Source organism: Pseudomonas sp. B16120 (assembly GCF_044218845.1).
Taxonomy (GTDB): Bacteria; Pseudomonadota; Gammaproteobacteria; order Pseudomonadales; family Pseudomonadaceae; genus Aquipseudomonas; species Aquipseudomonas paracarnis.
Genome location: NZ_CP162588.1, coordinates 5,128,650 through 5,150,067, shown reverse-complemented (window position 1 = coordinate 5,150,067; position 21,418 = coordinate 5,128,650). Strand labels below are relative to the sequence as shown.

The following is a 21,418-nucleotide window of genomic DNA, read 5'->3' as shown; positions in this document are numbered from 1 at the left end:
GCTACTTGCTCCGTCCAATCAGTTGCAGGAACTCCATGCGGGTGGTGTTCGACTCGCGAAAGGCGCCGAGCATCACCGAGGTGTTCATGGTTGAATTCTGTTTCTCCACGCCGCGCATCATCATGCACATGTGCTTGGCTTCGATCACCACCGCCACGCCGGCGGCCTGGGTCACGTCCTGGATGGCGTCGGCGATTTGCCGCGTGAGGTTTTCCTGGATCTGCAGGCGCCGGGCGAACATGTCGACAATGCGCGCCAGTTTTGACAGGCCCAGCACCTTGCCGGTCGGAATATAGGCCACATGGGCCTTGCCGATGAAGGGCAGCAGGTGATGCTCGCACAACGAATACAACTCGATATCCTTGAGGATCACCATCTCGTCATTGTCGGACGCGAACAGTGCGCCGTTGACGATTTCTTCCAGGTTCTGCTCATAGCCATGACACAGGTACTGCATGGCCTTGGCGGCACGCTTGGGCGTGTCGAGCAGGCCCTCGCGCTGCGGGTCTTCGCCCAGGCCCTTGAGGATCTCGCGGTAATGGTGGGGCAGGGATAAGGTCATACAACATCCTCGCAAACGGCTTACTTGATATGCCGCCCGCCGTTGACGGTCAGGGTGGTACCGGTGACATAGGGGTTGTCCAGCAGGTAACGCACGCTCTGGTAGATCACCTCGGGTCCGGGCTCGATGCCTAGGGCCGACTTGGCCAGGACTTTGGCGCGATAGGCCGCGTCATCGCCTTCGTTGAACATCACCATCGCCGGTGCGATGCCGTTGACCTTGATCAGCGGCGCGAACTGTGCGGCAAACGATAACGTGAGGCTGTCCAGCCCGGCCTTGGTGGCGCAATAGGCGATGTGCTGCCGGCTGCCCTTGCGCACCACGTCGTCGCTGATATGCACGATATCGGCGGGTGTCGAGCGTTGCAGCAAAGGTGAACAATGCAGGTTGATCAGGTACGGCGCAAGCATGTGCACGCTGAACATGTCGATAAAGGCACGGCTTTCGTCGCCCGGGGTTTCGGCGACCCAGGCTGAAGCGTTGTGGATGATTGCTCGCAGGCTTTGAGTATGGGTTTTGACTGCGGCAATGAAAGCCAGCACTCCGGCTTCGCTGGAGAAATCGGCAAACACGCCGATGGCACCGCGCTCACGCAGCGCCTGCACGCCGGGGCGTTCGCTGCGGTAGCTGAACATCACCGCTTGGCCTTCATCCAACAGGCGCTCGGCACAATGCAGGCCGACACGCTGGCCGGCACCGGTGATCAGGATCGGAGCGTTGGTTGCATTCATGGGAGGCTCAAGTCGCTGGCAGGCTCAAACTATACCAGCGCGCCGGCCTCCCTGTACTCAAGCGGCGGCTTCAGTGACTTTGCGAGGGGGCGAAGGGTGCAGCCAGTTCGCCAACAGATGGGTCGACAGCGGTATAAAGAAATAAACCATCAACGGGGTCAGCGCTGCGGTGCTCACCAGTACGCGGCTGAACAGGTCTAACTCGCTGAGCAGCGAGCCCAGGCCGAAGTTGAACAGCAGCGATACCGGGAAAAAAGCCAACCAGATGGCCACCGCCTGTTTCCAGTGTGGCGGGCGGGCACCCACTGCGCCAAACCAGCCATCGATACCGCTGACGCGGTGTTCCGACGGGTCGGCAAACAGCTCGCTGCCTCGGCTCAGCCACGCGCTGCGCGACGCGGAGAATTCCCAGGCATGCAGGGTTTTTTCATCGGCAAAGCGGAAGATGATCTGGAACTCATCATCATGGGGTGGCGGGGCCAGCACGCCGGAACCCAGGTAACCGGGGAAGTCAGTCGCCAATTGCTCGCCTTCACGCAGCCAGGCCATCAGCTCTTCGTAGCGACCTTTGGCCACGCGGCGCGCAACCATCAAGGTGACGGGTGAGGTAGACATCGTATATCTCCAAATCAGCAAGTGCGCCGAGCCGGGTAGGCTGTGCACGAACGAGGCTGCGGGGTGGTGCAGCGACGCAAAAGAACAGGCAAGGATTATTCCGGATTTGCCCAAATACGCCAGAAACTTCGGATGGATCGCCGTAGATCTTGAATCATGCAGTTCAATCGGCGTTAAATGGTGTTCAAATTCATACAAGTTTTTTGACCGCTGATGCCCGAAATCACTGCGCCTCTTCGCGAAACGACAGCCGACAGCCACTCTGACTGCGAGGGGCTGTTTCCGATTCGTGAAGTGGCAAGACTCACAGGTGTAAACCCGGTGACGTTGCGTGCGTGGGAGCGTCGCTACGGTTTGATCCAGCCTGTACGCACCGAAAGTGGGCACAGGCTGTACTCAAGCACCGATATCGACACCGTGCACCGCATCCTCGACTGGATCGAACGTGGCGTGGCGGTGAGCAAAGTCGGCAAGCTTTTGGCGCGCGACTCACAGCCCAACGAGCCGGCTACCGCGTCACGCAGCGATACCGAACTGGAGTGGCGCCAATGGCAGGCGCAACTGCGGCAGGCCATCAGTGCTTTTGATGATCGTGAGCTCGACCGGTTGTACGGCCAGATCTTCAGCGTCTATTCGACAACCGTGGTGTTCCAAGACATTTTGGTCCCGCTGTGGCAGCAGTTGTTACGTCACCAAGGCCGCTTTGGCCAAGCCAGCGAGTGGCTGTTCTTCGATAATTTCCTGCGCTCGCGTGTCGCACGGTGCCTGCAAATGGCCTGTGCCTCGCCAGCGCCCAGGGTATTGCTGTCAGCCATTGCCGGAGAGTGCCGTGAGCTGGAGTTGCTGGTGGCGGGCTTGTTGATGTCGAGCGAGAAACTGGCGGTCAAGGTCCTGGGCGTTGGCCAGCCACTGGATGAGTTGACGCTGATCTGTGAGCGCACTCGGCCGCAAGCCCTGGTGCTGTTTTCCAACCATGCCCCTGGCGCAGAGCTGGCGTCGCGGCTCAATCGCCTGGCCTTCACCCTCGACTGCCCGTTGCTGCTGGCTGGAGAGGCGTCAGAGCTGGCAGAACACAGCCTGGAGGGGGCATCGATTGGTTGTCTGGGCAATGACGGGCGCTTGATGCCGCGCCGCTTGCAGCAACTGCTCAGCGGCCATCTGGAGTCTCAGGCATGAACGTGAGGATGAACCAGGCGATGCTGGTGCAGGATGAACTGGCGTAACCGTTCGATCTCATCGGCATCGCTCTGGCTGAGGCGATAAGCGAACAGGCCGCGGGCGGTTTCCCGCTCCAGCGTACCGCGCAGGGCGATGCGTTCGTAGCCGGAAGGGCTGAACCACAGGGAAAACGTCTTTGGCGGTTTGACCCGGCCACGCACTTCTACCAGCACCCCTTTGAATGACACTTCGTGCACCCACAGCGCGCTGGAGTAGCCCTTGATGTTTTCCAGCGCCACCGGCGTTTCAAGCGCCAGGCGCCACGGGCGGATCATCGGCCCATCTTCAAAAATGCTCGGTACGCCCAGGCGCAAATGCACGGCATGAAACTCATCTTCCACCAAGTGCAACGGGAAGGTGAGTTGCTGGTTGTCGAACTGCGCCTGGATGGTGACCTGGTCGTGAGCCGCTAGCCGTGTGAGCAAATCGCGAATCTGTGCGCCGCCATTAACCGTCAGGCTCGACCATGCATCCCGCAGGTTGAGCTGCGGGTTGTGCTGCATGTCCTGGATAAAATCCAGCTCGTCCTGCGTCAATAGCGTGTCGCGTTGCATTGATCTAGCTCAAGGCTGAGGCATTAAAAAGCCATTATCGCTCTAAAGACCGCGTTTTTTACAGTTTGTTAAATCCACTCGTCGCCTTGAGTGCCGCGAGCTCACTTTTGAGCTCGGCTAACTGGGCTTCCAGCTGGGCGACGCGCTGTTGGGCTTTGACTTGAGTGGTGACGTCTTTTTGCACGCCGACGAAATACGTTTGCTTGTCGACCTCGTTGTACACGGTCGAAAGCGATAGCTCGTTCCAGAAAGGCGTGCCGTCTTTGCGAAAGTTGCGCAGGATCTCCCGGCAGGCGCCGCCGCTGTCGAGCGCGTCACGGATGGCGATCAAGGCCGGTTGGTCGCGGTCGCCCGACTGCAGGAAGCGGCAGTCCTGATACAGGATCTCGTCGAGGGTATAGCCGGTCAGCCGTTCGAAGGCCGGGTTGACGTAGATCAGCGGTTTGTCGTTGCCTTCGCGCTCGGCAACAACGATTCCGTCGTTGGACGCATTGACGACCATTTGCAACAGTTTGGCGTTAATCATAGAGCGGTCCATGGCCTGGTTTTGACCTTGCCAGTTTATGGCAAGTCTGGAATGTTGCACGGCGCGCACTGAAATATTGGCACAGGCTGCTAATATCCCACGCTTTCACTCAACCACAGGATCAGATTGATGAAAGTCGCCATCCTCTCCGGCTCGGTCTACGGTACGGCTGAAGAAGTCGCTCGCCACGCGGAAGAAATCCTCAAGGACGCAGGTTTCAACGCCTGGCACAACGCACGTGCCACGCTGGCAGACGTGCAGGCCTTTGCTCCGGATGCATTCCTGGCAGTGACCTCGACCACCGGCATGGGCGAGTTGCCCGACAATCTGCAGCCTCTGTACTCAACCATCCGCGACCAACTGCCCGCCGCCTGGCGCGGCCTGCCGGGAGCGGTCATCGGCCTGGGCGACGCCAGCTATGGCGATACTTTCTGTGGCGGCGGTGAACAAATGCGCGAATTGTTCGCCGAACTGGGCATCCGCGAAGTGCAGCCGATGCTGCGCCTGGACGCCAGCGAAAGCGTCACCCCGGAAGCTGACGCCGAGCCTTGGCTGGCCGATTTGATCACCGCGCTGCGCGGTTGAGCCCCAGGGAGCGCCGTTATTGACGGCGCTTGTTTGACACGTATTTGTACTATTCTCTTGACTGACTCGCTCAGTCATCAAGCTGGCTGCCAAGGAAACTCCTTGCGCCTCGGCGTCTGACTAGACTGGCTCTCACTTTAGACACCATAAGAAGTGCGCCAAGGAGGTCATTGCCATGAGCCTAGCCCCTGCTCCATCGCCACAAAACGTCAAAGCCCAGGTCAGCGCCGCCGAATGGCAAACCCGCGTGGACCTCGCGGCCTGCTATCGCCTGGTGGCCATGCACGGTTGGGATGACCTGATCTTCACGCATATTTCGGCCAAGGTGCCGGGCACTGAAGATTTCCTGATCAACCCCTATGGGCTGATGTTCCACGAGATCACCGCGTCGAGCCTGGTCAAGGTTGACCAGGCCGGCAATAAGCAAATGGAGAGCCCCTACGATATCAACCCTGCGGGCTACACCATCCACAGCGCCATCCACGAAGTGCGCCACGACGTGACCTGCGTGCTGCACACTCACACTGCTGCGGGCGTAGCGGTGTGTGCGCAAAAGCAGGGTGTATTGCCCATCAGCCAGCAATCGCTGTTTGTACTGTCCAGCCTGGGCTATCACGCCTATGAGGGCGTGGCGCTCAATCACGAGGAAAAGGCCCGCCTGCAAGCGGATTTGGGCCAGAACAATTTCCTGATGCTGCATAACCACGGCCTGCTGACCTGCGCCGGCACCATCGCCGATACCTTCCTGATGATGTTCACCTTCCAGCGCGCCTGCGAGATCCAGGTGCTGGCCCAGAGCGGCGGCACCGAGTTGATCGCCATCGAGCCGCAGATTCTCGCCGGTGCCAAGGCGATGGTGGCAGCTGTCACAAAAAGCGCCCAAGGTATGGGTGGTGCGCTGGCCTGGCCGGCGCTGCTACGCAAATTGGACCACCAGGACCCCGGGTATAAAAGCTGATGCCACTCGCCGAGATACCGCTCAGAGCCTGGCGCAAGCGCGGCCAGGACTTCGCCTTTCGTGGCCACACCGTGCGGTATTGGATGGCCGGGCAGGGCGAGCCGTTGCTGCTGATCCATGGTTTCCCCACGGCCAGTTGGGACTGGCACTACCTGTGGCAACCCCTGGCCCAGCGCAATCTGGTGATTGCCTGCGACATGCTCGGCTTTGGCGACTCGGCCAAACCCATGGACCACGACTATTGCCTGTTGGAACAGGCCGATCTGCAACAGGCGCTGCTTGAGCACCTGCGCGTAGAGCAGCCGGTGCATGTGTTGGCTCATGACTACGGCGACAGTGTCGCCCAGGAATTATTGGCTCGGCATTACGAGGGCCGGTTCCCGATGGCGAGTTGTGTATTTCTCAACGGCGGGCTGTTTCCGGAAACCCATCGGCCGGCGCTGGTGCAAAAGCTGCTGCTCAGCCCGTTGGGCTGGATGATCGGTCGGGCCTTTGGGCGCAATGCCTTGGCCAGCAGTTTCAACCAGATCTTCGGCCCCCAGACGCGGCCCAGTGAAAGCGTGCTGGATGATTTCTGGAGTTTGATCAGTTGCAACGACGGCCCGCGTATCCTGCACAAACTCATCGCCTACATCCCCCAGCGCCGTCGTCTGCGCGAGCGCTGGCTCACGGCCATGCAGCGAGGTGAAGTGCCGCTGCGGGTGATCGACGGCGAAGTAGACCCGATTTCCGGGGCTCATATGGTCGAGCGCTATCGCCAACTGGTGCCCGCGCCCGACACGATAAGGCTGGCCAATATCGGCCACTACCCGCAGATCGAGGCGCCGGTCCAGGTGCTCAAGCATTACCAGGCGTTTCGTGAGCGCATCAGCCAGCCTTCACCGCGCGCGGCCTATTCCTGATTCCGCGCATCATCCCGCTGCCTTATCAAGCACCATTCAGCCCCGGCCGTCTTTATTGTGACCAGAGGCTGCGTGCGTGACACTCTGCCTATCCCATTGTCGCCAGCGGAGTTCGGTATGAGTGAGTCAGTGCAGTTCCAGGATAAGGTCGTGATCGTCACCGGCGCCGGTGGTGGCTTGGGCCAGGCCCATGCGCTGCTGTTCGCCAAGCACGGGGCCAAAGTGCTGGTCAACGACCTCGGTGGCTCAACCCAAGGCGAGGGCGCCAACGCCTCGGCGGCCGACCGGGTGGTGGCGCAGATCCGCGCGGCAGGCGGTATTGCCGAGGCCAACCATGACTCCGTCACCGACGGCGACAAGATCGTAAAGAACGCCCTGGATGTTTTCGGCCGGGTCGACGTGGTGGTCAACAACGCCGGCATCCTGCGCGACAAGACCTTTCACAAAATGGACGACAACGACTGGGACCTGGTTTACCGGGTGCATGTCGAAGGCGCCTACAAAGTCACCCGCGCCGCCTGGCCGCATTTGCGCGAGCAGGGTTATGGCCGGGTGATCTTCACGGCGTCGACGTCAGGCATTTACGGCAACTTCGGCCAGTCCAACTACGGCATGGCCAAGTTGGGCCTGTATGGCTTGACCCGCACCCTGGCGCTGGAAGGGCGCAAGAACAACATCCTGGTCAACGCGATTGCCCCCACCGGCGGCACGCGCATGACCGAAGGGCTGATTCCGCCGCAGGTGTTCGAGCGCCTCAAGCCGGAACTGGTCAGCCCATTGGTGGTGTACCTGGGCAGTGACGCTTGTGAAGAAACTGCCGGCTTGTTTGAAGTAGGTGGCGGCTGGATCGGCAAGACCCGTTGGGAGCGCAGCCTGGGTGTGGGCTTTGATCCCGAGGCCGGTTTTTCGCCGCAGGATGTGGCCGCGCACTGGCAGCAGATCTGCGATTTCGAAGGGGCTGCGCACCCCAAGGATAATATTGAGGCGTTGAAGGAAATGATGGCCAACTTGCAGAAGTTCAGCCTCTGATCATTGCCGGTAAATCAATGAATCCCACGGGGCGTCGATGACGCCCCGTTTTATTGCAGGCATAAAAAAGGCCGCTGCATAGGCAGCGGCCGAAGTAAGACGTTGGATCAAGGAGCGACAAATCAACGTCAGTGAACACCGGGAACAGACTGATTACGGGATCAATCCGTTATAAATCAGCTTTTCTCCCCAATGCGGGAGCGGGCTGTTTGCCCTGAAAGCCAGGCAAGAATAGTCGGTTGTAACAAAATGAGTAATAGCGAATCAGGACAAGGACTATTACCAGATCGGCAATAATTACAGGGCGCCATCGATCCTTCTGATAACCCTTCATCCATCGCATGCATGTCACCAAGCCAACGCCCGGCCAGAGAACCCCGTCATCCTTTCGAGCGACAACACGAATACCTCCTTGGTGCGCTTATCGCTCCTCAAGGGCGGCAGTAGGGTGGGGCCTTCTGTCACTCACCGGGGAAGACGCATGACAAAAACAATAATGCGCGCCATCTTCACGCCACAGGCGCTGGCCACTGCGGTTGCGCTGGGCTGCTGTGCCCAGGCGCAGGCTGTTTCGTTCAACATCGGCGAGATCGAAGGGCAATTCGACTCCTCGCTGTCGGTCGGCGCCAGTTGGGGCATGCGCGATGCCGATAAAAGCCTGGTCGGCACGGTCAATGGCGGGACGGGCCAGGCGTCCACCGGGGATGACGGGCGCCTCAACTTCAAGAAGGGCGAGACCTTCTCCAAGATCTTCAAGGGGCTGCACGACCTTGAGTTGAAGTACGGCGACACCGGGGTATTCGTGCGTGGCAAGTATTGGTACGACTTCGAGCTCAAGGACGAAGACCGCGAGTTCAAGCCCATCAGCGACCACAACCGCAAGGAAGGCGCCAAGTCCAGCGGTGCGCAGATCCTCGATGCCTTCGTCTACCACAACTACTCCCTGGGCGACCTGCCCGGCACCGTGCGCGCCGGCAAGCAGGTGGTCAGTTGGGGCGAAAGTACCTTCATCGGTAACTCCATCAACAGCATCAACCCGATCGACGTGTCGGCGTTTCGCAGGCCCGGTGCCGAGATCAAGGAAGGCTTGATCCCGGTGAACATGCTGTTTGCCTCCCAGAGCCTGACCAATCAACTGACAGTGGAAGGTTTCTACCAACTGGAATGGGACCAGACGGTGCTCGACAACTGCGGCACCTTCTTCGGTGGGGACGTGGCGGCGGACGGCTGCACCAATAACTACACCGTGGGCAGCCCGGCGATCCGACCGCTGCAACCGGTGGCCGCTGCCTTTGGTCAAGGGTTTGGCGTGACCAATGAAGGCGTGATCGTGCGGCGTGCCGGTGACCGCGATGCGCGTGACTCCGGCCAGTTCGGCGCGGCCCTGCGCTGGCTGGGCGATGACACTGAATACGGCCTGTATTTCATGAACTACCACAGCCGTACACCGACCGTCGGCACCCTGACCGCCAATACCAACCTGGCCACAATCGGGCGCATCATCAACACCGCCAACGCCCTAGCACCCGGTTCCGGGGGCGGTTTGGCCCAAAGCACCATGCTTGGCCGCGGCCAGTACTACCTGGATTACCCGGAAGACATCCGCCTGTTCGGCGCCAGTTTCTCCACCACCTTGCCCACGGGCACGGCGTGGACCGGCGAAATCAGCTATCGGCCCAATGCGCCGGTGCAGCTCAACACCACTGACCTGACCCTGGCCCTGGTCAACCCCATTGCGGGCCAACTCGCCTCACCCATCCGCAGCAATTTCGGCGATGACAACAAAGGCTATCGCCGCAAGGAAATCACCCAGATCCAGAGCACCATGACCCAGTTCTTCGACCAGGTACTGGGCGCCGAGCGCCTGACCCTGGTGGGCGAAGCGGCGGTGGTGCACGTCGCCGGCCTGGAAGACAAAACCAAACTGCGTTACGGCCGAGACTCGGTGTACGGCGCCTACGGTTTTCAAGGTGACACCGACGGTTTTGTCACCTCCACCTCGTGGGGCTACCGGGCGCGGGCGATCCTTGACTACAACAACGCCATTGCCGGTGTGAACCTCAAGCCCAACCTGTCCTGGTCCCACGACGTGGCGGGCTACGGCCCCAACGGCCTGTTCAACAAAGGCGCCAAGGCCATCAGCGTCGGCGTGGATGCGGACTATCGCAGCACCTACACCGCAAGTCTGAGCTACACCGACTTTTTTGGCGGTGACTACAACACCCTGACCGACCGCGACTTCCTCGCCCTCAGCTTCGGCGTGAACTTCTGATCTGGCTTAAAAGAAGGACAAGACCCTATGCGTAAGATGATTGCAATGTTGGCCCTGAGCGTATTGGCCGCCAACGTAATGGCGGCGGTATCGCCCGAAGAAGCCGCCAAGCTCGGCACTTCCCTGACCCCGGTCGGCGCGGAAAAAGCCGGCAACGCCGATGGCTCGATTCCGGCCTGGACCGGCGGCATCCCCAAGAATGCAGGCGCGGTGGACAGCAAGGGGTTTCTCGCCGACCCCTTCGCCAGTGAAAAACCACTGTTCGTGATCACCGCTGCCACGGTGGACAAGTACAAGGACAAGCTCTCCGACGGCCAGGTAGCGATGTTCAAGCGCTATCCCGAGACCTACAAGATCCCGGTGTACCCCAGCCACCGTACGGTCAACTTGCCGGCGGACATTTACGAGTCGATCAAGCGCAGCGCCTTGAATGTGAAGGCGATCAACGATGGCAACGGCCTGGAGAACTTCACCGGCAACCGTTACTACGCGTTCCCTATCCCTAAAAATGGCGTCGAGGTGCTGTGGAATCACATCACCCGTTACCACGGCGGCAACCTGCGGCGCATCATCACTCAGGCCACGCCCCAGACCAATGGCAGCTACACGCCGATCCGTTTCGAAGAAGAAGTAGCGGTGCCGCAAGCCATTCCGGATATCGACCCGGCCAAGGCCGCCAACGTGCTCAGCTATTTCAAGCAATCGGTCACCGCCCCGGCGCGGCTGGCGGGCAACGTACTGCTGGTGCATGAAACCCTCGACCAGGTGAAGGAACCGCGCCTGGCCTGGATCTACAACGCCGGCCAGCGCCGGGTGCGGCGCGCGCCGCAGGTGTCCTACGACGGCCCAGGCACCGCCTCCGACGGCCTGCGCACCACCGACAACTTCGACATGTTCTCCGGCGCGCCCGACCGTTATGACTGGAAACTGGTGGGCAAGAAGGAGATGTACATTCCCTACAACAGCTACAAGCTCGATTCGCCAAGCCTCAAGTACGACGACATCATCAAGGCCGGGCATATCAACCAGGACCTGACCCGTTACGAGTTGCACCGCGTGTGGGAAGTGGTCGGCACCGTCAAGCCCAGCGAGCGGCACATCTATGCCAAACGCCATATGTTCATCGACGAAGACAGCTGGCAAGTCGCCCTGGTGGACCACTACGACGGCCGCGGCCAACTGTGGCGCGTTGCCGAAGGCCATGCGCAGTTCTACTACGACCACCAGGTGCCGGCCTACACCGTGGAAACCCTGTACGACCTGATTGCCGGACGCTACATCGCGCTGGGCATGAAGAACGAGGAGAAAAGCAGTTTCGTGTTCGGTTTCGCAGCCAAGGCGGCGGACTACACCCCGGCCGCACTGAGGTCGGCGGGCGTTCGCTGATTCCACACTGAAATGAGGTTGAAAATGTGGGAGCTGGCTTGCCTGCGATAGCGGTGGGCCAGGCCGCTCATCGATTGCTGTTGCACCGCCATCGCAGGCAAGCCAGCTCCCACACTGAAGGACGTATACCTTGGTTTTTATGGTCTTCAATCAACCCGCTGAATACTTCTTCAACAACCGCCAACCACAGGTCTAGGGTGACGCAACAATAAAAACAGCAGGATGCAGCAATGACCGCCATGACCCGCTGCCTGGACCGTTCTGGATTTATGCCACGGCTGTCCGCCCACCATGTGTTGCGTGCGCGGCTGACTGTGCCGCTGCTGACGGCGCAGGCGCGGGTAAGGTTGCTGTGCGCGCCGGGTGGCAGTGGCAAGAGCGCGTTGCTCGCCGAGTGTGCGTTGCAGGCGCCGAAGGGGTGCCGGGTGGTGTGGATGCCACTCAACGGTGCCGCGCTCAGCCCCTTGGAATTCTGCGCACGGCTGGCGCAGCAGCTTGGCTTGCCGTTTGTGGATGAAGCCACGTTATTGCTCGACTTGGGCCGTTGGCCACACACCACGTGGTTGTTTCTGGATGATTTCTGTCGCTCACCTGCGCCTGAGCTGGATGCGCTGCTGGACCGTTTGCTCGCCGCTGGCAGCTCGCAGTTGACCTGGTGGCTGGGCGCGCGACGGCGCCCGTTGTGCAATTGGCCACGCCTGTTGCTCGACGATGAGTTGCTGGAGTGCAGCGAGTTGTTTTTCAGCGCCGAGGAAGTCGAGCAACTGCTCGCCCCGGGGCATACCGTCGACAGCCTGATGCAGTTCAGCGCCGGTTGGTGCGCCGGTGTGCGTATCGCCTTGTTGGGCGACGGCCACCCCGACAAAACCCTGCTCGATTACCTGCAGCATGAGCTGTTCAACACCTTGTCGGCGCCATTGGCTGAGGCCTGGCGGGTGTTGGCCCATCTGCCGCGTTTCAACCTGAACCTGTGTGAGTACTTGTTCGGTGGTGGTGACGGCGCTGAGCATTTGCGCGAGTTGCAGGCACTGGGTGCGTTTATCCAGCCCTGGGAAGACACCAGCGACTGGCTCCACGTTTTCCCACCGTTGGCGCGACTGCTGAGCGATGAGCCCTGGCCGGCCAAACGCTCCTGGCACCGACGCGCGTGCCAATGGTTCAGCGCCGAGGGTGACTGGCAGGCCGCGTTCGAGCAGGCGTTGCTGGCGCAGGAATATGAAGTGGCGGTGAGCCTGTTGCAGCACTTCAGTTTCGAGGATTTGTTTCGCCAGCAGAACGCCGTGCTGCTGTTGCGCCTGCATGAACAGCAGGGCGATGAATTGATGTTGGGGTCGGCGCAACTGGTGGGGCTGCTCACGGCCGCGTTGTTGTTTGCCGGGCGCTTCGAACAGGCGGCCTTGTGTATCGACCAACTGGCCCGGTTCGCCCCGCAACCGACGCCCGCCGCGCAGCGCTATCTGCTGGCGCGCTGGCAGGCGCAGTGGGGTTGGTTGCTGCATTTGAGCGGTGATGCCGAGCGTTCCCGCGAACACTTGCTCGAAGCGCTGCAAGCCTTGCCTGACAGCGCCTGGACCTCACGCCTGATGTGCCTGTCGGGCCTGACCCAGCAAGCTCTGCTGCGCGGTGAGTTGGATGTCGCCCAGAGCTTGAGCCGCGAAGCATTGTGCCTGGCACGTGCTCACGGTTCGCTGGTGCTCGAATCCCTGCTGGAATTGGACCACGCCCAGTTACTGGAGCAGCGCGGCGCGCCGTATCGGGCGCAGAGCCTGCTGGAAACGGTGCAGGCGATGCTGGCTCGCCAGCGGCTCAGGGCCGGGCCATTGGTGGGGCGCATCGTCCTGCGCCGTGGGCACCTGGCCTTGCGGCAAGGCCAGGACGCCCTGGCGTGCGAATGCTTTGAGACCGGCTTGACGCTGTGCCTGCAAAGCCAGGACAAGCGCGTGCTATATGGCTATCTCGGCCTGGCGCTGCTGGCGGCCAACCGTGGCGACTACGCCCAGGCGTTCATTCAATTGCGCGACGCCGAGCGCCTGATGCAGCAGCGCCATGTCCCGGAGACGGTGTATCGCGCGGTGTTGTTGTTGGTCAGCGGACACCTGTGGCTACAACAGGGCCGGGCTGAATTGACGGTACAAGCGGTGCGCCGGGTGTTGCGCCATTTCCGTGGGCCCAGTGCCAAGCAGGCACCGCCGGCGACCCTGGAACTGATCCCGCGTCTGGAGTATTTGCTGGTGCTGGCCGAGGTCAGGCTGGGCTGTGCCGAGCAACCTATCGCACGGCTCAATGCCTTGCTCGAAACCTCCCGGCAGCGCGGCATGCTGTGTCTGGAAACCGAACTGCACCTGGTGTTGGGTGAGGTGACCTGGCAACTCGGTGACCCGGCGTTGGCCCGTCGTGCATTGCAGGCCGGGCTGGCGCTGGCGGCTCGTTGCCAGGTACAGCAGGCGATTCGCGAACTGCGCTTGCGTGCACCCGGGCTATTGAGTGAGCTGGGCCTGGAGCCTCAGGTCACGCCTGCCGGTGCGACGCAAAACCCTCTGAGCCAGCGCGAACTCGAAGTGTTGCAGTTGATCGCCCTGGGCAACTCCAATCTGGAAATCGCCGACCGCCTGTATATCTCCTTGCACACCGTCAAGACCCATGCACGGCGCATCCACAGCAAACTCGGGGTGGAGCGCCGCACTCAGGCGGTGGCCAAGGCCAAGACGCTGGGCTTGATGGCCTAGGCGCGCAGTGCCTGGCGATATTCACCCGGGGTGGCGCCCATGGCTTGGCGAAAGCGTTGGTTGAAATGGCTGGCGCTGGAAAAACCGCACCTCAAGGCGACCTCACCCAAGGGCAACGAGCCGCTGCGCAGCAAAGTTTGCGCGCGTGCCAGGCGGCGTGCCAGCAGGTATTGATGGGGCGGCACGCCGAAGCTCTGACGGAACATCCGGGCGAAATGGTATTCCGACAGCGCGCACATCGACGCCAACTGGCCGAGGCTGATGGGATCTTCAACATGGTGGTCGATGTACTCCACCAAACGCCGCCGTTGGTGCGCCGCCAACCCGCCTTTGAGGCGCAGGCCGTCGCGCACGCCGACCTGGTTGAGCAGGGTGTGGCTGAGCAGTTCATGGGCCAGGCTGCTGGTCAGCAGGCGCTCGCCGGGTTCGAGCCAGTTGAGGCTAATCAACTGGTGAAAGCGTCGGGCCTGACGGGCGTCCTCAAGGAAGGTCGTCTCACGCAACTGCAACTCCCGCGGCTCGCGGTCCAGCAAGGTGACGCAGCCGAGGGCAAATTGCTCCGGGCTGAAATACACATGGGCCAGGCGTATCTCGCCATTGATCACCCACGCCGACTGGTGCTCGGCCGGCAGTATGCACAATTTGTCGGGGCCGCCCTTGGTGCCTGGCCGGTCACGGCGAAAGGTGCCCGTGCCGCCGCCGATATAACAGGACAAAGTGTGATGGCTGGGCGCCTGGTAGTCCTGGGCATCGTGGTGGTTGCTCCACACGGCCGCAGACAAACCGTCACCGAGCTCGGCGCAGGCTTCCAAGCGTGCGTGAGGCGAGCGGTTGAGGGATTGAAAGACGTGCAGCGATTCCAGCTCTGGCATGGTGTGTTCTCCGACGTCTTGCATCCTACTCCCGGCGGCGGGCGCTGTGAGCCCATCGCCCGACAAAAGCGCAAGAATGTGCAAGAACCTCAGGGTGGTTGAAGGCAACACTGTGGCTCAAACGACGGAGCCTGCTATGAACCTCTTCCTGTATTTACTCACGGTGCTGATTTGGGGCACCACCTGGATTGCGCTCAAGTGGCAGCTGGGCGTGGTGGCGATTCCCGTGTCGATTGTCTATCGCTTCGGCCTGGCGGCGCTGGTGCTGTTTGCGCTGTTGCTGCTCAGCCGCAAGTTGCAGGTGATGAACCGGCGCGGGCACCTGATCTGCCTGGCCCAAGGGCTGTGCCTGTTCTGCGTCAACTTCATGTGCTTTCTCACTGCCAGCCAGTGGATCCCCAGTGGCCTGGTGGCCGTGGTGTTCTCCACGGCGACCTTGTGGAACGCGCTCAATGCCCGGGTGTTTTTCGGCCAGCGGGTGGCGCGTAACGTGTTGATGGGCGGGGCGCTTGGGTTGCTGGGGCTGGGCTTTTTATTCTGGCCGGAGCTGGTTGGGCATACCGCTAGCCCGCAAACCCTGTTGGGCCTGGGCTTGGCCCTGCTGGGCACCCTGTGCTTCTCGGCGGGCAACCTGTTGTCCAGCCTGCAACAGAAGGCTGGGCTCAAGCCGTTGACCACCAATGCCTGGGGCATGGCCTATGGGGCGGCGATGCTGGCGACCTATTGCGCGGTGCGTGGCATTCCCTTCGAGATGGACTGGAGTGCGCGGTATATCGGTGCGCTGTGGTACCTGGTGATCCCGGGTTCGGTGATTGGTTTTACCGCTTACCTCACCCTGGTGGGCCGCATGGGCCCGGAGAAGGCGGCGTATTGCACGGTGCTGTTTCCGGTGGTGGCGCTGAATGTGTCGGCCGTGGCCGAGGGCTACCAGTGGACGGCGCCGGCGTTGATGGGGCTGGTGCTGGTGATGCTGGGGAATGTGCTGGTGTTTCGTAAGCCCCGTGCGCTCGATTGTTCCCACGCTCTGCGTGGGAATACCGCTGGGGACGCTCCGCGTCCGCTCTCGAGGCCATGACGCGGAGCGTCGGGTGAGGCATTCCCACGCGGAGCGTGGGAACGATCAACGGAGGTGCCTGCTTTATTTGAGGCCTAGCCGCTTGGCCATGCGCCCCAGGTTGGCGCGGTCCAGGCCCAGTTCGCGGGCGGCGCTGGCCCAGTTGCGCTGGTGGCGTTCCAGGCAGGCGCTGATGAGTTGGCGCTGGTAGTGCTCGGTGGCCTGGCGCAGGTCGCCGCTGACCATGGGCAGGGCTTGGGCCGGTGCTTGTTCGGCCACCGCCGTACTCACGTCGGGCAAGTCCAGGTCCAGGGCGCTCAGGCTGAGAATTTTCGGGCGCTCGCGGCAGTTGCCCAGGGCTTTCAACGCGCTGCGGCCGATCAAGTGCTCCAGCTCGCGCACATTGCCGGGCCAGTTGTAGGCCAGCAACGCCGCCTGGGCATCGCCGGTCAGGCGCAGGCTGCCCAGGCCCATGCGCGAACGGTTCTGTTCAAGGAAGAAGCCAGCCAACAGCAGCACATCACGCCCGCGTTCACGCAGTGCCGGCACTTGCAGCGGGTACACGCTCAGGCGGTGGTAAAAATCGGCACGGTAGCGGCCATTGCGCACTTCTTCGGCAAGGTCGCGGTTGGTGGCGGCAATCAGGCGCACGTCCACCTGGTGTTCCTTGTCCGAACCCAGGCGCTGCAACTGGCCGCTTTGCAGTACGCGCAGCAGCTTGGCCTGTACGCTCAATGACAGTTCACCGACTTCGTCCAGGAACAACGTGCCGCCGTTGGCCAGTTCAAACTTGCCTCGGCGCTCATTCAGCGCTCCGGTGAAAGCGCCGCGTACATGGCCGAACAGCTCGCTTTCTACCAGGGTTTCCGGCAGTGCGGCGCAATTGAGGCTGATCATGGGCTTGTCGGCACGCGATGACGCGGCATGGATCGCCTGGGCCACCAGCTCCTTGCCGACCCCGGTTTCGCCGGTGATCAGCACGGTCAGGTCGCTGCCGCCTACCAGCTTGATTTCCTCGACCAGCCGTTTATGCGCCTTGCTCTGGCCGATCATTTCCTTGTGCTGCTGGCCGCTGGCCTGGCGATAGATTTCGGCGCGCTGGTGCTCGTCTTCGGCCCGCAGCGCCAGGCGCTCGATGCGTTCAGCCACATTGACCGTGGCCGCGGCCAGGCTGGCGAAGGCCTGCAGCGCGTCCAGTTCGACCCGTTCAAAGCGCTCGTTGTCGAGAGCGTCAAGGGTCAGCAGGCCCCACGGCTGGTCGTCGATAAACAGCGGGCAGCCCATGCAGTCGTGGACTTCGAGGTGGCCGTGTAAACCGGCGACCAGGCCGTCATAGGGGTCGGGCAATTGGCTGTCGCTGTCGAAGCGGGTAGGGCCGGGGCTACTCAGCAGTATTTCAAAGCGCGGGTGTTCGCTGATCTTGAAACGTCGGCCCAATGTGTCAGGGCTCAAGCCATCCACCGCCAGCGGCACCAGCCACTCGCCATCCAGCCGCAGCAGCGCGGCGGCATCGCAGGGCAACAGGGCGCGCATGGTTTGCAGCAGGCGGCGGTAGCGCTCGCCTTCGGGCAGTTCCCGGGACAGATCGGCGACCAGCGGCAGCAGGGCGGTGAGCAGCGGTTTTGCAGTCATAATGACTCCTTGTAGTCGATATGACTATAAAGCGTAGGAGGTCATACTGACTACATAATGTTTAAGCTCTTGAAAAACATGGGTTTATTAGTTGGCACGAATACTGACTACCTAAGGGTAATGAGTAAAAAGACCGAGGAGTCTCCCATGCTGAGTGCCCAAGACCGTGCCATTGTTAAATCCACTGTGCCCCTGCTGGAAAGCGGCGGTGAAGCACTGATCACCCATTTTTACCGCATGATGCTGTCCGAGTATCCCGAAGTCCGTCCGCTGTTCAACCAGGCCCACCAGGCCAGTGGTGACCAGCCTCGCGCCCTGGCCAATGGCGTGCTGATGTACGCGCGGCATATCGACCAGTTGGACCAACTGGGCGACCTGGTGGCCAAGATCATCAACAAGCACGTGGCCTTGCAGATTCTGCCGGAGCATTACCCCATCGTTGGGGCCTGCCTGCTGCGGGCTATTTCCGAAGTGCTGGGCAGCGAGATTGCCACCCCCGAGGTCATGAGTGCCTGGGGCGCGGCCTACGGCCAGTTGGCGGACATTCTGATCGGCGCCGAAGCGGCCATCTACGACGAAAAAGCCCAGGCGCCCGGCGGCTGGCGGGGTGCGCGGGCGTTCCTGCTGGTCAAGCGCGTGGAGGAGAGCGACGAGATCATCTCCTTCTACTTCGCCCCGGTGGACAACGGCCCGATCCTGGCCGCAGCCCCCGGCCAGTACATCGGCCTGAAACTGGTGCTCGATGGCGAAGAAGTGCGCCGCAACTATTCCCTGTCGGCCCTCACCGACACCGGGCTGTACCGCATCAGCGTCAAGCGCGAAGTGGGCGGGCGGGTCTCCAATTACCTGCACGACCAGATGCACGTCGGCGCGACCATTGACCTGTTCCCGCCGTCGGGTGAGTTCACCCTGGCCGCCAGTGATAAACCGCTGGTGTTGATCAGCGGCGGGGTAGGCATTACGCCCACACTGCCGATGCTCGAAGCCGCCCTGGCAACCGAACGCCCGGTGCACTTCATCCATTGCGCCCGTAACGGCGGGGTGCATGCGTTCCGTGATTGGGTGGACACGCTGGCGGCCCAGCATCCGCAGCTCAAGCGTTTCTACTGCTATGCCGAGGATGACGGTATCAGCCCGGCGGCAGACCAGGTCGGGATGCTCAACCAGGAGCAACTGGCAGCCTGGTTGCCTGAGCAGCGTGATATTGATGCCTACTTCTTGGGCCCCAAGGGTTTCATGGCGGCGGTCAAGCGCCATCTCAAGGCGCTGGGTGTGCCGGAGAAGCAGGCGCGCTATGAGTTCTTTGGCCCGGCGGCGGCGTTGGAATAGAATTTGGCCAATTGACCGTATCGGCATCATCGCGGGCAAGCCCGGCTCCCACAGAGGATTGCATTCCAATGTGGGAGCCGGGCTTGCCCGCGATGGCGTCCGCACGATCATTACATTTGCCACGATTAATCCGCTGTTAACCCCCCTCTGTTTTAACCACTGCCTGTGTGTAAACTCGTTGCCATCAGGCACAACCATAATCAGAGAAAGGGAAAGACGGGGATGATTGACGACATGCGTTTAGGCAGGGAGCGGCGCTTTCTGGTGTTGCTGGGCATCATCTGCCTGGCGCTGATTGGCGGGGCGCTGTACATGCAAGTGGTGCTGGGCGAAGCGCCGTGCCCGCTGTGCATTCTGCAGCGCTACGCCTTGCTGCTGATTGCGCTCTTCGCGTTCATCGGCGCCGCCATGCGCACCAAGGGCGCGCTGACGTTCTTTGAAGGGTGGGTGGTGCTCAGCGCCTTGGGTGGCGTGGCTGCGGCCGGCCACCATGTGTACACCCAGTTTTTCCCCCAGGTCAGCTGCGGCATCGATGTGTTGCAGCCGATCGTCGACGACCTGCCCCTGGCCAAGGTGTTTCCCCTGGGCTTCCAGGTCGACGGCTTCTGCAGCACCCCCTACCCACCGATCCTCGGCCTGTCCCTGGCCCAATGGGCACTGGTGGCATTCGTGCTGACGGCGATCCTGGTGCCCCTGTGCATCTATCGCAACCGTCACCCCAAAGCCTGAGTCGCCGCGGCTGCCAAACGCTCCGTTCCTTCTGAATGAAGGCCGGAGCGTTTTTGTTTGTAGGGATTTGTGAAAGCACCGTGACGAGGGGCAACGGAAGGTGCGCGCAGCGTGCGACATGTTGTCACACGGACGCTGTCGCAGGACGTTTCTGACCCGCCAAATCGGCCCTTTAATTTGCACCCGGCGCACAAATTGTGCTGTCAGTTCGTGGTTCGTGCAGTGGCCCGATTTGTGTGCGGCTCCAACCCCTGCTGCCTCTATGAATGCCTTGTTTTATGGGGACTTGGACGGCATCCGCATGCCCTTACAAGCCGTAAGGGAAGTGGCACTGTGCCCAATAACACGGCAATTTTTGTGGTTTTTGTTGAGAATCGAACACGATAAGATCGCGAATCTTTGCAACTTTGGTGAAGGATTGTTGCTGGAATCGATAAAAATTATTTCTTTATAAGACATGGTTTATACATCGCTAGCTAACTACAATCGCCCGCACTGAATGTCCGGTGCTGTTCAATATTTGAGCATTGGAGCGGTCGAGGAGCAGATGGAAGGCTCAATGCGACCCCAGGTTCCGGCAGCCTTTCAACTATCCGCACCAAATGGAATTGGTCTGTAACAAGGCCTTTAGCCACGAAATCGAATAAGAACTCACTGCAGGTCCGTGAAACGTACAGTCATGACGTGTCGGGCAGGCTCTTATTCAATCGAAGAGAAATGCCAACCCTTGGCAGGGTGAAGTGTTGGCGATCAAAACCCAACTGCATTGCGCAAGCTGCTTTAGAGGTCGTGAGATGAGTAAAAACAGGTACCCCCGATTACTAGGCTTTTTGCCGCTGCTTGGCATGATGTTAATGCTGGGAGGCTGCAAGTGGACCTTGCTCGACCCAAAAGGACAGGTCGGTCTGGATGAACGAAACCTGATCATCACCGCTACCCTGCTGATGCTGCTGGTTGTGGTGCCTGTGATCGTGATGACCTTCGCCTTCGCCTGGAAATACCGCGCGTCCAACACCAGCGCTACCTACGCGCCGAAGTGGTCGCACTCCACCAAGATCGAGATCGCGGTGTGGCTGGTTCCGATCCTCATCATCATCGCCCTGGGTTACATCACCTATAAGTCGACCCACGCGCTGGACCCGTACCGTCCGCTGGAGTCCGACGTCAAGCCTGTGAACATCCAAGTGGTCGCGCTGGATTGGAAGTGGCTGTTCATCTACCCGGACCTGGGTATCGCCACTGTCAACGAGATCCGCTTCCCGGAGCACACCCCGCTTAATTTCCGGATCACCTCCGACGCCGTGATGAACTCGTTCTTCATCCCAGCACTGGGTGGCCAGATCTACGCGATGGCAGGCATGCAGACCCGCCTGCACCTGATCGCCAACCAGAAAGCTGAAATGGAAGGCATCTCCGCCAACTACAGCGGCGCTGGCTTCACCGGCATGAAATTCAAAGCGATCTCGACAAGCCAGGAAGATTTCGACGCCTGGGTAGCTGCAGTCAAGGCCGCACCTAAACAGCTTGATCAAGCTGAATACGATGCTCTGACCAAACCGAGCCAGAACAACCCTGTCGCCTTGTACTCCGCGTATGAGCCGGACCTGTTTCAGAAAATCGTCGACAAGTACGAAGGTATGAAGCCAGGCAAGCCGGTCAAGCACGAGAAGAAAGAAGTGGCCGTGGTTGAAGGTTCTGATACGGGCGCGCATTCAACTGCTGGGGCAGAGGAGTAAAC

General features: G+C 60.9%; 19 protein-coding genes. 12 read left to right on the top strand and 7 right to left on the bottom strand.

What is annotated here, in order from left to right:
- Position 1: 1 nt before the first annotated feature.
- Genes folE through AB4P90_RS24070 form a run of 3 tightly spaced genes read right to left on the bottom strand, consistent with a single transcriptional unit; the run spans position 2 to position 1,908 of the window.
- Complete coding sequence (gene folE, locus AB4P90_RS24080; RefSeq protein WP_003194072.1) at positions 2–562, bottom strand: GTP cyclohydrolase I FolE; 561 nt, start codon at positions 560–562, stop codon at positions 2–4.
- 20 nt (positions 563–582) lie between these two features.
- Positions 583–1,293, bottom strand: coding sequence for a dihydromonapterin reductase (gene folM, locus AB4P90_RS24075; RefSeq protein ID WP_133634300.1), 711 nt, complete (start codon positions 1,291–1,293; stop codon positions 583–585).
- Positions 1,294–1,350: 57 nt separating this feature from the next.
- Positions 1,351–1,908 (bottom strand): antibiotic biosynthesis monooxygenase, encoded by a 558-nt coding sequence (locus AB4P90_RS24070; protein WP_395605421.1) that lies wholly within the window; start codon positions 1,906–1,908, stop codon positions 1,351–1,353.
- A gap of 213 nt (positions 1,909–2,121) precedes the next feature.
- Here AB4P90_RS24070 and AB4P90_RS24065 point away from each other — a divergent pair, with 213 nt between their 5' ends.
- Positions 2,122–3,084 (top strand): MerR family transcriptional regulator, encoded by a 963-nt coding sequence (locus tag AB4P90_RS24065; RefSeq protein WP_395605420.1) that lies wholly within the window; start codon positions 2,122–2,124, stop codon positions 3,082–3,084.
- Here AB4P90_RS24065 and AB4P90_RS24060 read toward each other — a convergent pair.
- Together AB4P90_RS24060 and AB4P90_RS24055 are read right to left on the bottom strand one after the other, a co-directional pair.
- The gene (locus AB4P90_RS24060; RefSeq protein ID WP_020302026.1) at positions 3,075–3,680 is read right to left on the bottom strand and encodes a hypothetical protein; all 606 of its coding nucleotides are present in this window, start codon (positions 3,678–3,680) and stop codon (positions 3,075–3,077) included. The two genes, AB4P90_RS24065 and AB4P90_RS24060, sit on opposite strands and share 10 nt — an antisense overlap.
- A gap of 58 nt (positions 3,681–3,738) precedes the next feature.
- Complete coding sequence (locus tag AB4P90_RS24055; RefSeq protein ID WP_020302025.1) at positions 3,739–4,206, bottom strand: PAS domain-containing protein; 468 nt, start codon at positions 4,204–4,206, stop codon at positions 3,739–3,741.
- A 129-nt stretch (positions 4,207–4,335) separates the two neighbouring features.
- Between AB4P90_RS24055 and AB4P90_RS24050 the strand changes: the two genes are divergently transcribed.
- The 7 genes from AB4P90_RS24050 (at position 4,336) to AB4P90_RS24020 (ending at position 14,064) form a co-directional block, all read left to right on the top strand.
- Positions 4,336–4,791 carry a flavodoxin gene (locus tag AB4P90_RS24050; protein ID WP_014719876.1) on the top strand — a complete coding sequence of 152 codons (456 nt, stop codon included), beginning with the start codon at positions 4,336–4,338 and terminating at the stop codon, positions 4,789–4,791.
- A 175-nt stretch (positions 4,792–4,966) separates the two neighbouring features.
- Positions 4,967–5,749 carry a class II aldolase/adducin family protein gene (locus tag AB4P90_RS24045; RefSeq protein WP_020302024.1) on the top strand — a complete coding sequence of 261 codons (783 nt, stop codon included), beginning with the start codon at positions 4,967–4,969 and terminating at the stop codon, positions 5,747–5,749.
- Positions 5,749–6,651 (top strand): alpha/beta fold hydrolase, encoded by a 903-nt coding sequence (locus AB4P90_RS24040; protein ID WP_395605419.1) that lies wholly within the window; start codon positions 5,749–5,751, stop codon positions 6,649–6,651. The genes AB4P90_RS24045 and AB4P90_RS24040 overlap by 1 nt, the downstream gene beginning before the upstream one ends.
- Positions 6,652–6,768: 117 nt before the next feature.
- Entirely contained in the window at positions 6,769–7,680 is a 912-nt protein-coding gene (locus AB4P90_RS24035; protein WP_395605418.1) for an SDR family oxidoreductase, read from the top strand.
- Between the two features lie 481 nt (positions 7,681–8,161).
- Positions 8,162–9,952: a DUF1302 domain-containing protein gene (locus AB4P90_RS24030; protein WP_014719872.1), complete on the top strand. Its 1,791-nt coding sequence runs from the start codon at positions 8,162–8,164 to the stop codon at positions 9,950–9,952.
- 27 nt (positions 9,953–9,979) lie between these two features.
- Complete coding sequence (locus tag AB4P90_RS24025) at positions 9,980–11,338, top strand: DUF1329 domain-containing protein (protein ID WP_014719871.1); 1,359 nt, start codon at positions 9,980–9,982, stop codon at positions 11,336–11,338.
- A 230-nt stretch (positions 11,339–11,568) separates the two neighbouring features.
- Complete coding sequence (locus AB4P90_RS24020; RefSeq protein WP_395605417.1) at positions 11,569–14,064, top strand: LuxR C-terminal-related transcriptional regulator; 2,496 nt, start codon at positions 11,569–11,571, stop codon at positions 14,062–14,064.
- On the opposite strand, the gene AB4P90_RS24015 is transcribed toward AB4P90_RS24020, so the two are convergent.
- Positions 14,061–14,936: a helix-turn-helix domain-containing protein gene (locus tag AB4P90_RS24015; RefSeq protein ID WP_060768063.1), complete on the bottom strand. Its 876-nt coding sequence runs from the start codon at positions 14,934–14,936 to the stop codon at positions 14,061–14,063. The two genes, AB4P90_RS24020 and AB4P90_RS24015, sit on opposite strands and share 4 nt — an antisense overlap.
- 136 nt (positions 14,937–15,072) lie before the next feature.
- Here AB4P90_RS24015 and AB4P90_RS24010 point away from each other — a divergent pair, with 136 nt between their 5' ends.
- Positions 15,073–16,011 (top strand): DMT family transporter, encoded by a 939-nt coding sequence (locus AB4P90_RS24010; RefSeq protein WP_058410980.1) that lies wholly within the window; start codon positions 15,073–15,075, stop codon positions 16,009–16,011.
- Positions 16,012–16,074: 63 nt separating this feature from the next.
- On the opposite strand, the gene norR is transcribed toward AB4P90_RS24010, so the two are convergent.
- The gene (norR, locus tag AB4P90_RS24005) at positions 16,075–17,622 is read right to left on the bottom strand and encodes a nitric oxide reductase transcriptional regulator NorR (RefSeq protein WP_032902541.1); all 1,548 of its coding nucleotides are present in this window, start codon (positions 17,620–17,622) and stop codon (positions 16,075–16,077) included.
- Positions 17,623–17,769: 147 nt separating this feature from the next.
- Here norR and hmpA point away from each other — a divergent pair, with 147 nt between their 5' ends.
- From hmpA to cyoA, 3 genes are all read left to right on the top strand, one after another.
- Positions 17,770–18,951 carry an NO-inducible flavohemoprotein gene (hmpA, locus tag AB4P90_RS24000; RefSeq protein ID WP_014719866.1) on the top strand — a complete coding sequence of 394 codons (1,182 nt, stop codon included), beginning with the start codon at positions 17,770–17,772 and terminating at the stop codon, positions 18,949–18,951.
- Positions 18,952–19,173: 222 nt separating this feature from the next.
- Complete coding sequence (locus tag AB4P90_RS23995) at positions 19,174–19,680, top strand: disulfide bond formation protein B (RefSeq protein ID WP_014719865.1); 507 nt, start codon at positions 19,174–19,176, stop codon at positions 19,678–19,680.
- A gap of 794 nt (positions 19,681–20,474) precedes the next feature.
- On the top strand, positions 20,475–21,416 hold the full coding sequence (cyoA, locus tag AB4P90_RS23990; RefSeq protein ID WP_003194054.1) for a ubiquinol oxidase subunit II: 942 nt from the start codon (positions 20,475–20,477) through the stop codon (positions 21,414–21,416).
- Positions 21,417–21,418 lie beyond the last annotated feature (2 nt).

What these genes read in the sequence shown, in the direction of transcription:
- folE (WP_003194072.1), bottom strand. Translation starts at nt 562, where the DNA reads ATGACCTTATCCCTGCCCCACCATTACCGCGAGATCCTCAAGGGCCTG.
- folM (WP_133634300.1), bottom strand. Translation starts at nt 1,293, where the DNA reads ATGAATGCAACCAACGCTCCGATCCTGATCACCGGTGCCGGCCAGCGT.
- AB4P90_RS24070 (WP_395605421.1), bottom strand. Translation starts at nt 1,908, where the DNA reads ATGTCTACCTCACCCGTCACCTTGATGGTTGCGCGCCGCGTGGCCAAA.
- AB4P90_RS24065 (WP_395605420.1), top strand. Translation starts at nt 2,122, where the DNA reads ATGCCCGAAATCACTGCGCCTCTTCGCGAAACGACAGCCGACAGCCAC.
- AB4P90_RS24060 (WP_020302026.1), bottom strand. Translation starts at nt 3,680, where the DNA reads ATGCAACGCGACACGCTATTGACGCAGGACGAGCTGGATTTTATCCAG.
- AB4P90_RS24055 (WP_020302025.1), bottom strand. Translation starts at nt 4,206, where the DNA reads ATGATTAACGCCAAACTGTTGCAAATGGTCGTCAATGCGTCCAACGAC.
- AB4P90_RS24050 (WP_014719876.1), top strand. Translation starts at nt 4,336, where the DNA reads ATGAAAGTCGCCATCCTCTCCGGCTCGGTCTACGGTACGGCTGAAGAA.
- AB4P90_RS24045 (WP_020302024.1), top strand. Translation starts at nt 4,967, where the DNA reads ATGAGCCTAGCCCCTGCTCCATCGCCACAAAACGTCAAAGCCCAGGTC.
- AB4P90_RS24040 (WP_395605419.1), top strand. Translation starts at nt 5,749, where the DNA reads ATGCCACTCGCCGAGATACCGCTCAGAGCCTGGCGCAAGCGCGGCCAG.
- AB4P90_RS24035 (WP_395605418.1), top strand. Translation starts at nt 6,769, where the DNA reads ATGAGTGAGTCAGTGCAGTTCCAGGATAAGGTCGTGATCGTCACCGGC.
- AB4P90_RS24030 (WP_014719872.1), top strand. Translation starts at nt 8,162, where the DNA reads ATGACAAAAACAATAATGCGCGCCATCTTCACGCCACAGGCGCTGGCC.
- AB4P90_RS24025 (WP_014719871.1), top strand. Translation starts at nt 9,980, where the DNA reads ATGCGTAAGATGATTGCAATGTTGGCCCTGAGCGTATTGGCCGCCAAC.
- AB4P90_RS24020 (WP_395605417.1), top strand. Translation starts at nt 11,569, where the DNA reads ATGACCGCCATGACCCGCTGCCTGGACCGTTCTGGATTTATGCCACGG.
- AB4P90_RS24015 (WP_060768063.1), bottom strand. Translation starts at nt 14,936, where the DNA reads ATGCCAGAGCTGGAATCGCTGCACGTCTTTCAATCCCTCAACCGCTCG.
- AB4P90_RS24010 (WP_058410980.1), top strand. Translation starts at nt 15,073, where the DNA reads ATGAACCTCTTCCTGTATTTACTCACGGTGCTGATTTGGGGCACCACC.
- norR (WP_032902541.1), bottom strand. Translation starts at nt 17,622, where the DNA reads ATGACTGCAAAACCGCTGCTCACCGCCCTGCTGCCGCTGGTCGCCGAT.
- hmpA (WP_014719866.1), top strand. Translation starts at nt 17,770, where the DNA reads ATGCTGAGTGCCCAAGACCGTGCCATTGTTAAATCCACTGTGCCCCTG.
- AB4P90_RS23995 (WP_014719865.1), top strand. Translation starts at nt 19,174, where the DNA reads ATGATTGACGACATGCGTTTAGGCAGGGAGCGGCGCTTTCTGGTGTTG.
- cyoA (WP_003194054.1), top strand. Translation starts at nt 20,475, where the DNA reads ATGAGTAAAAACAGGTACCCCCGATTACTAGGCTTTTTGCCGCTGCTT.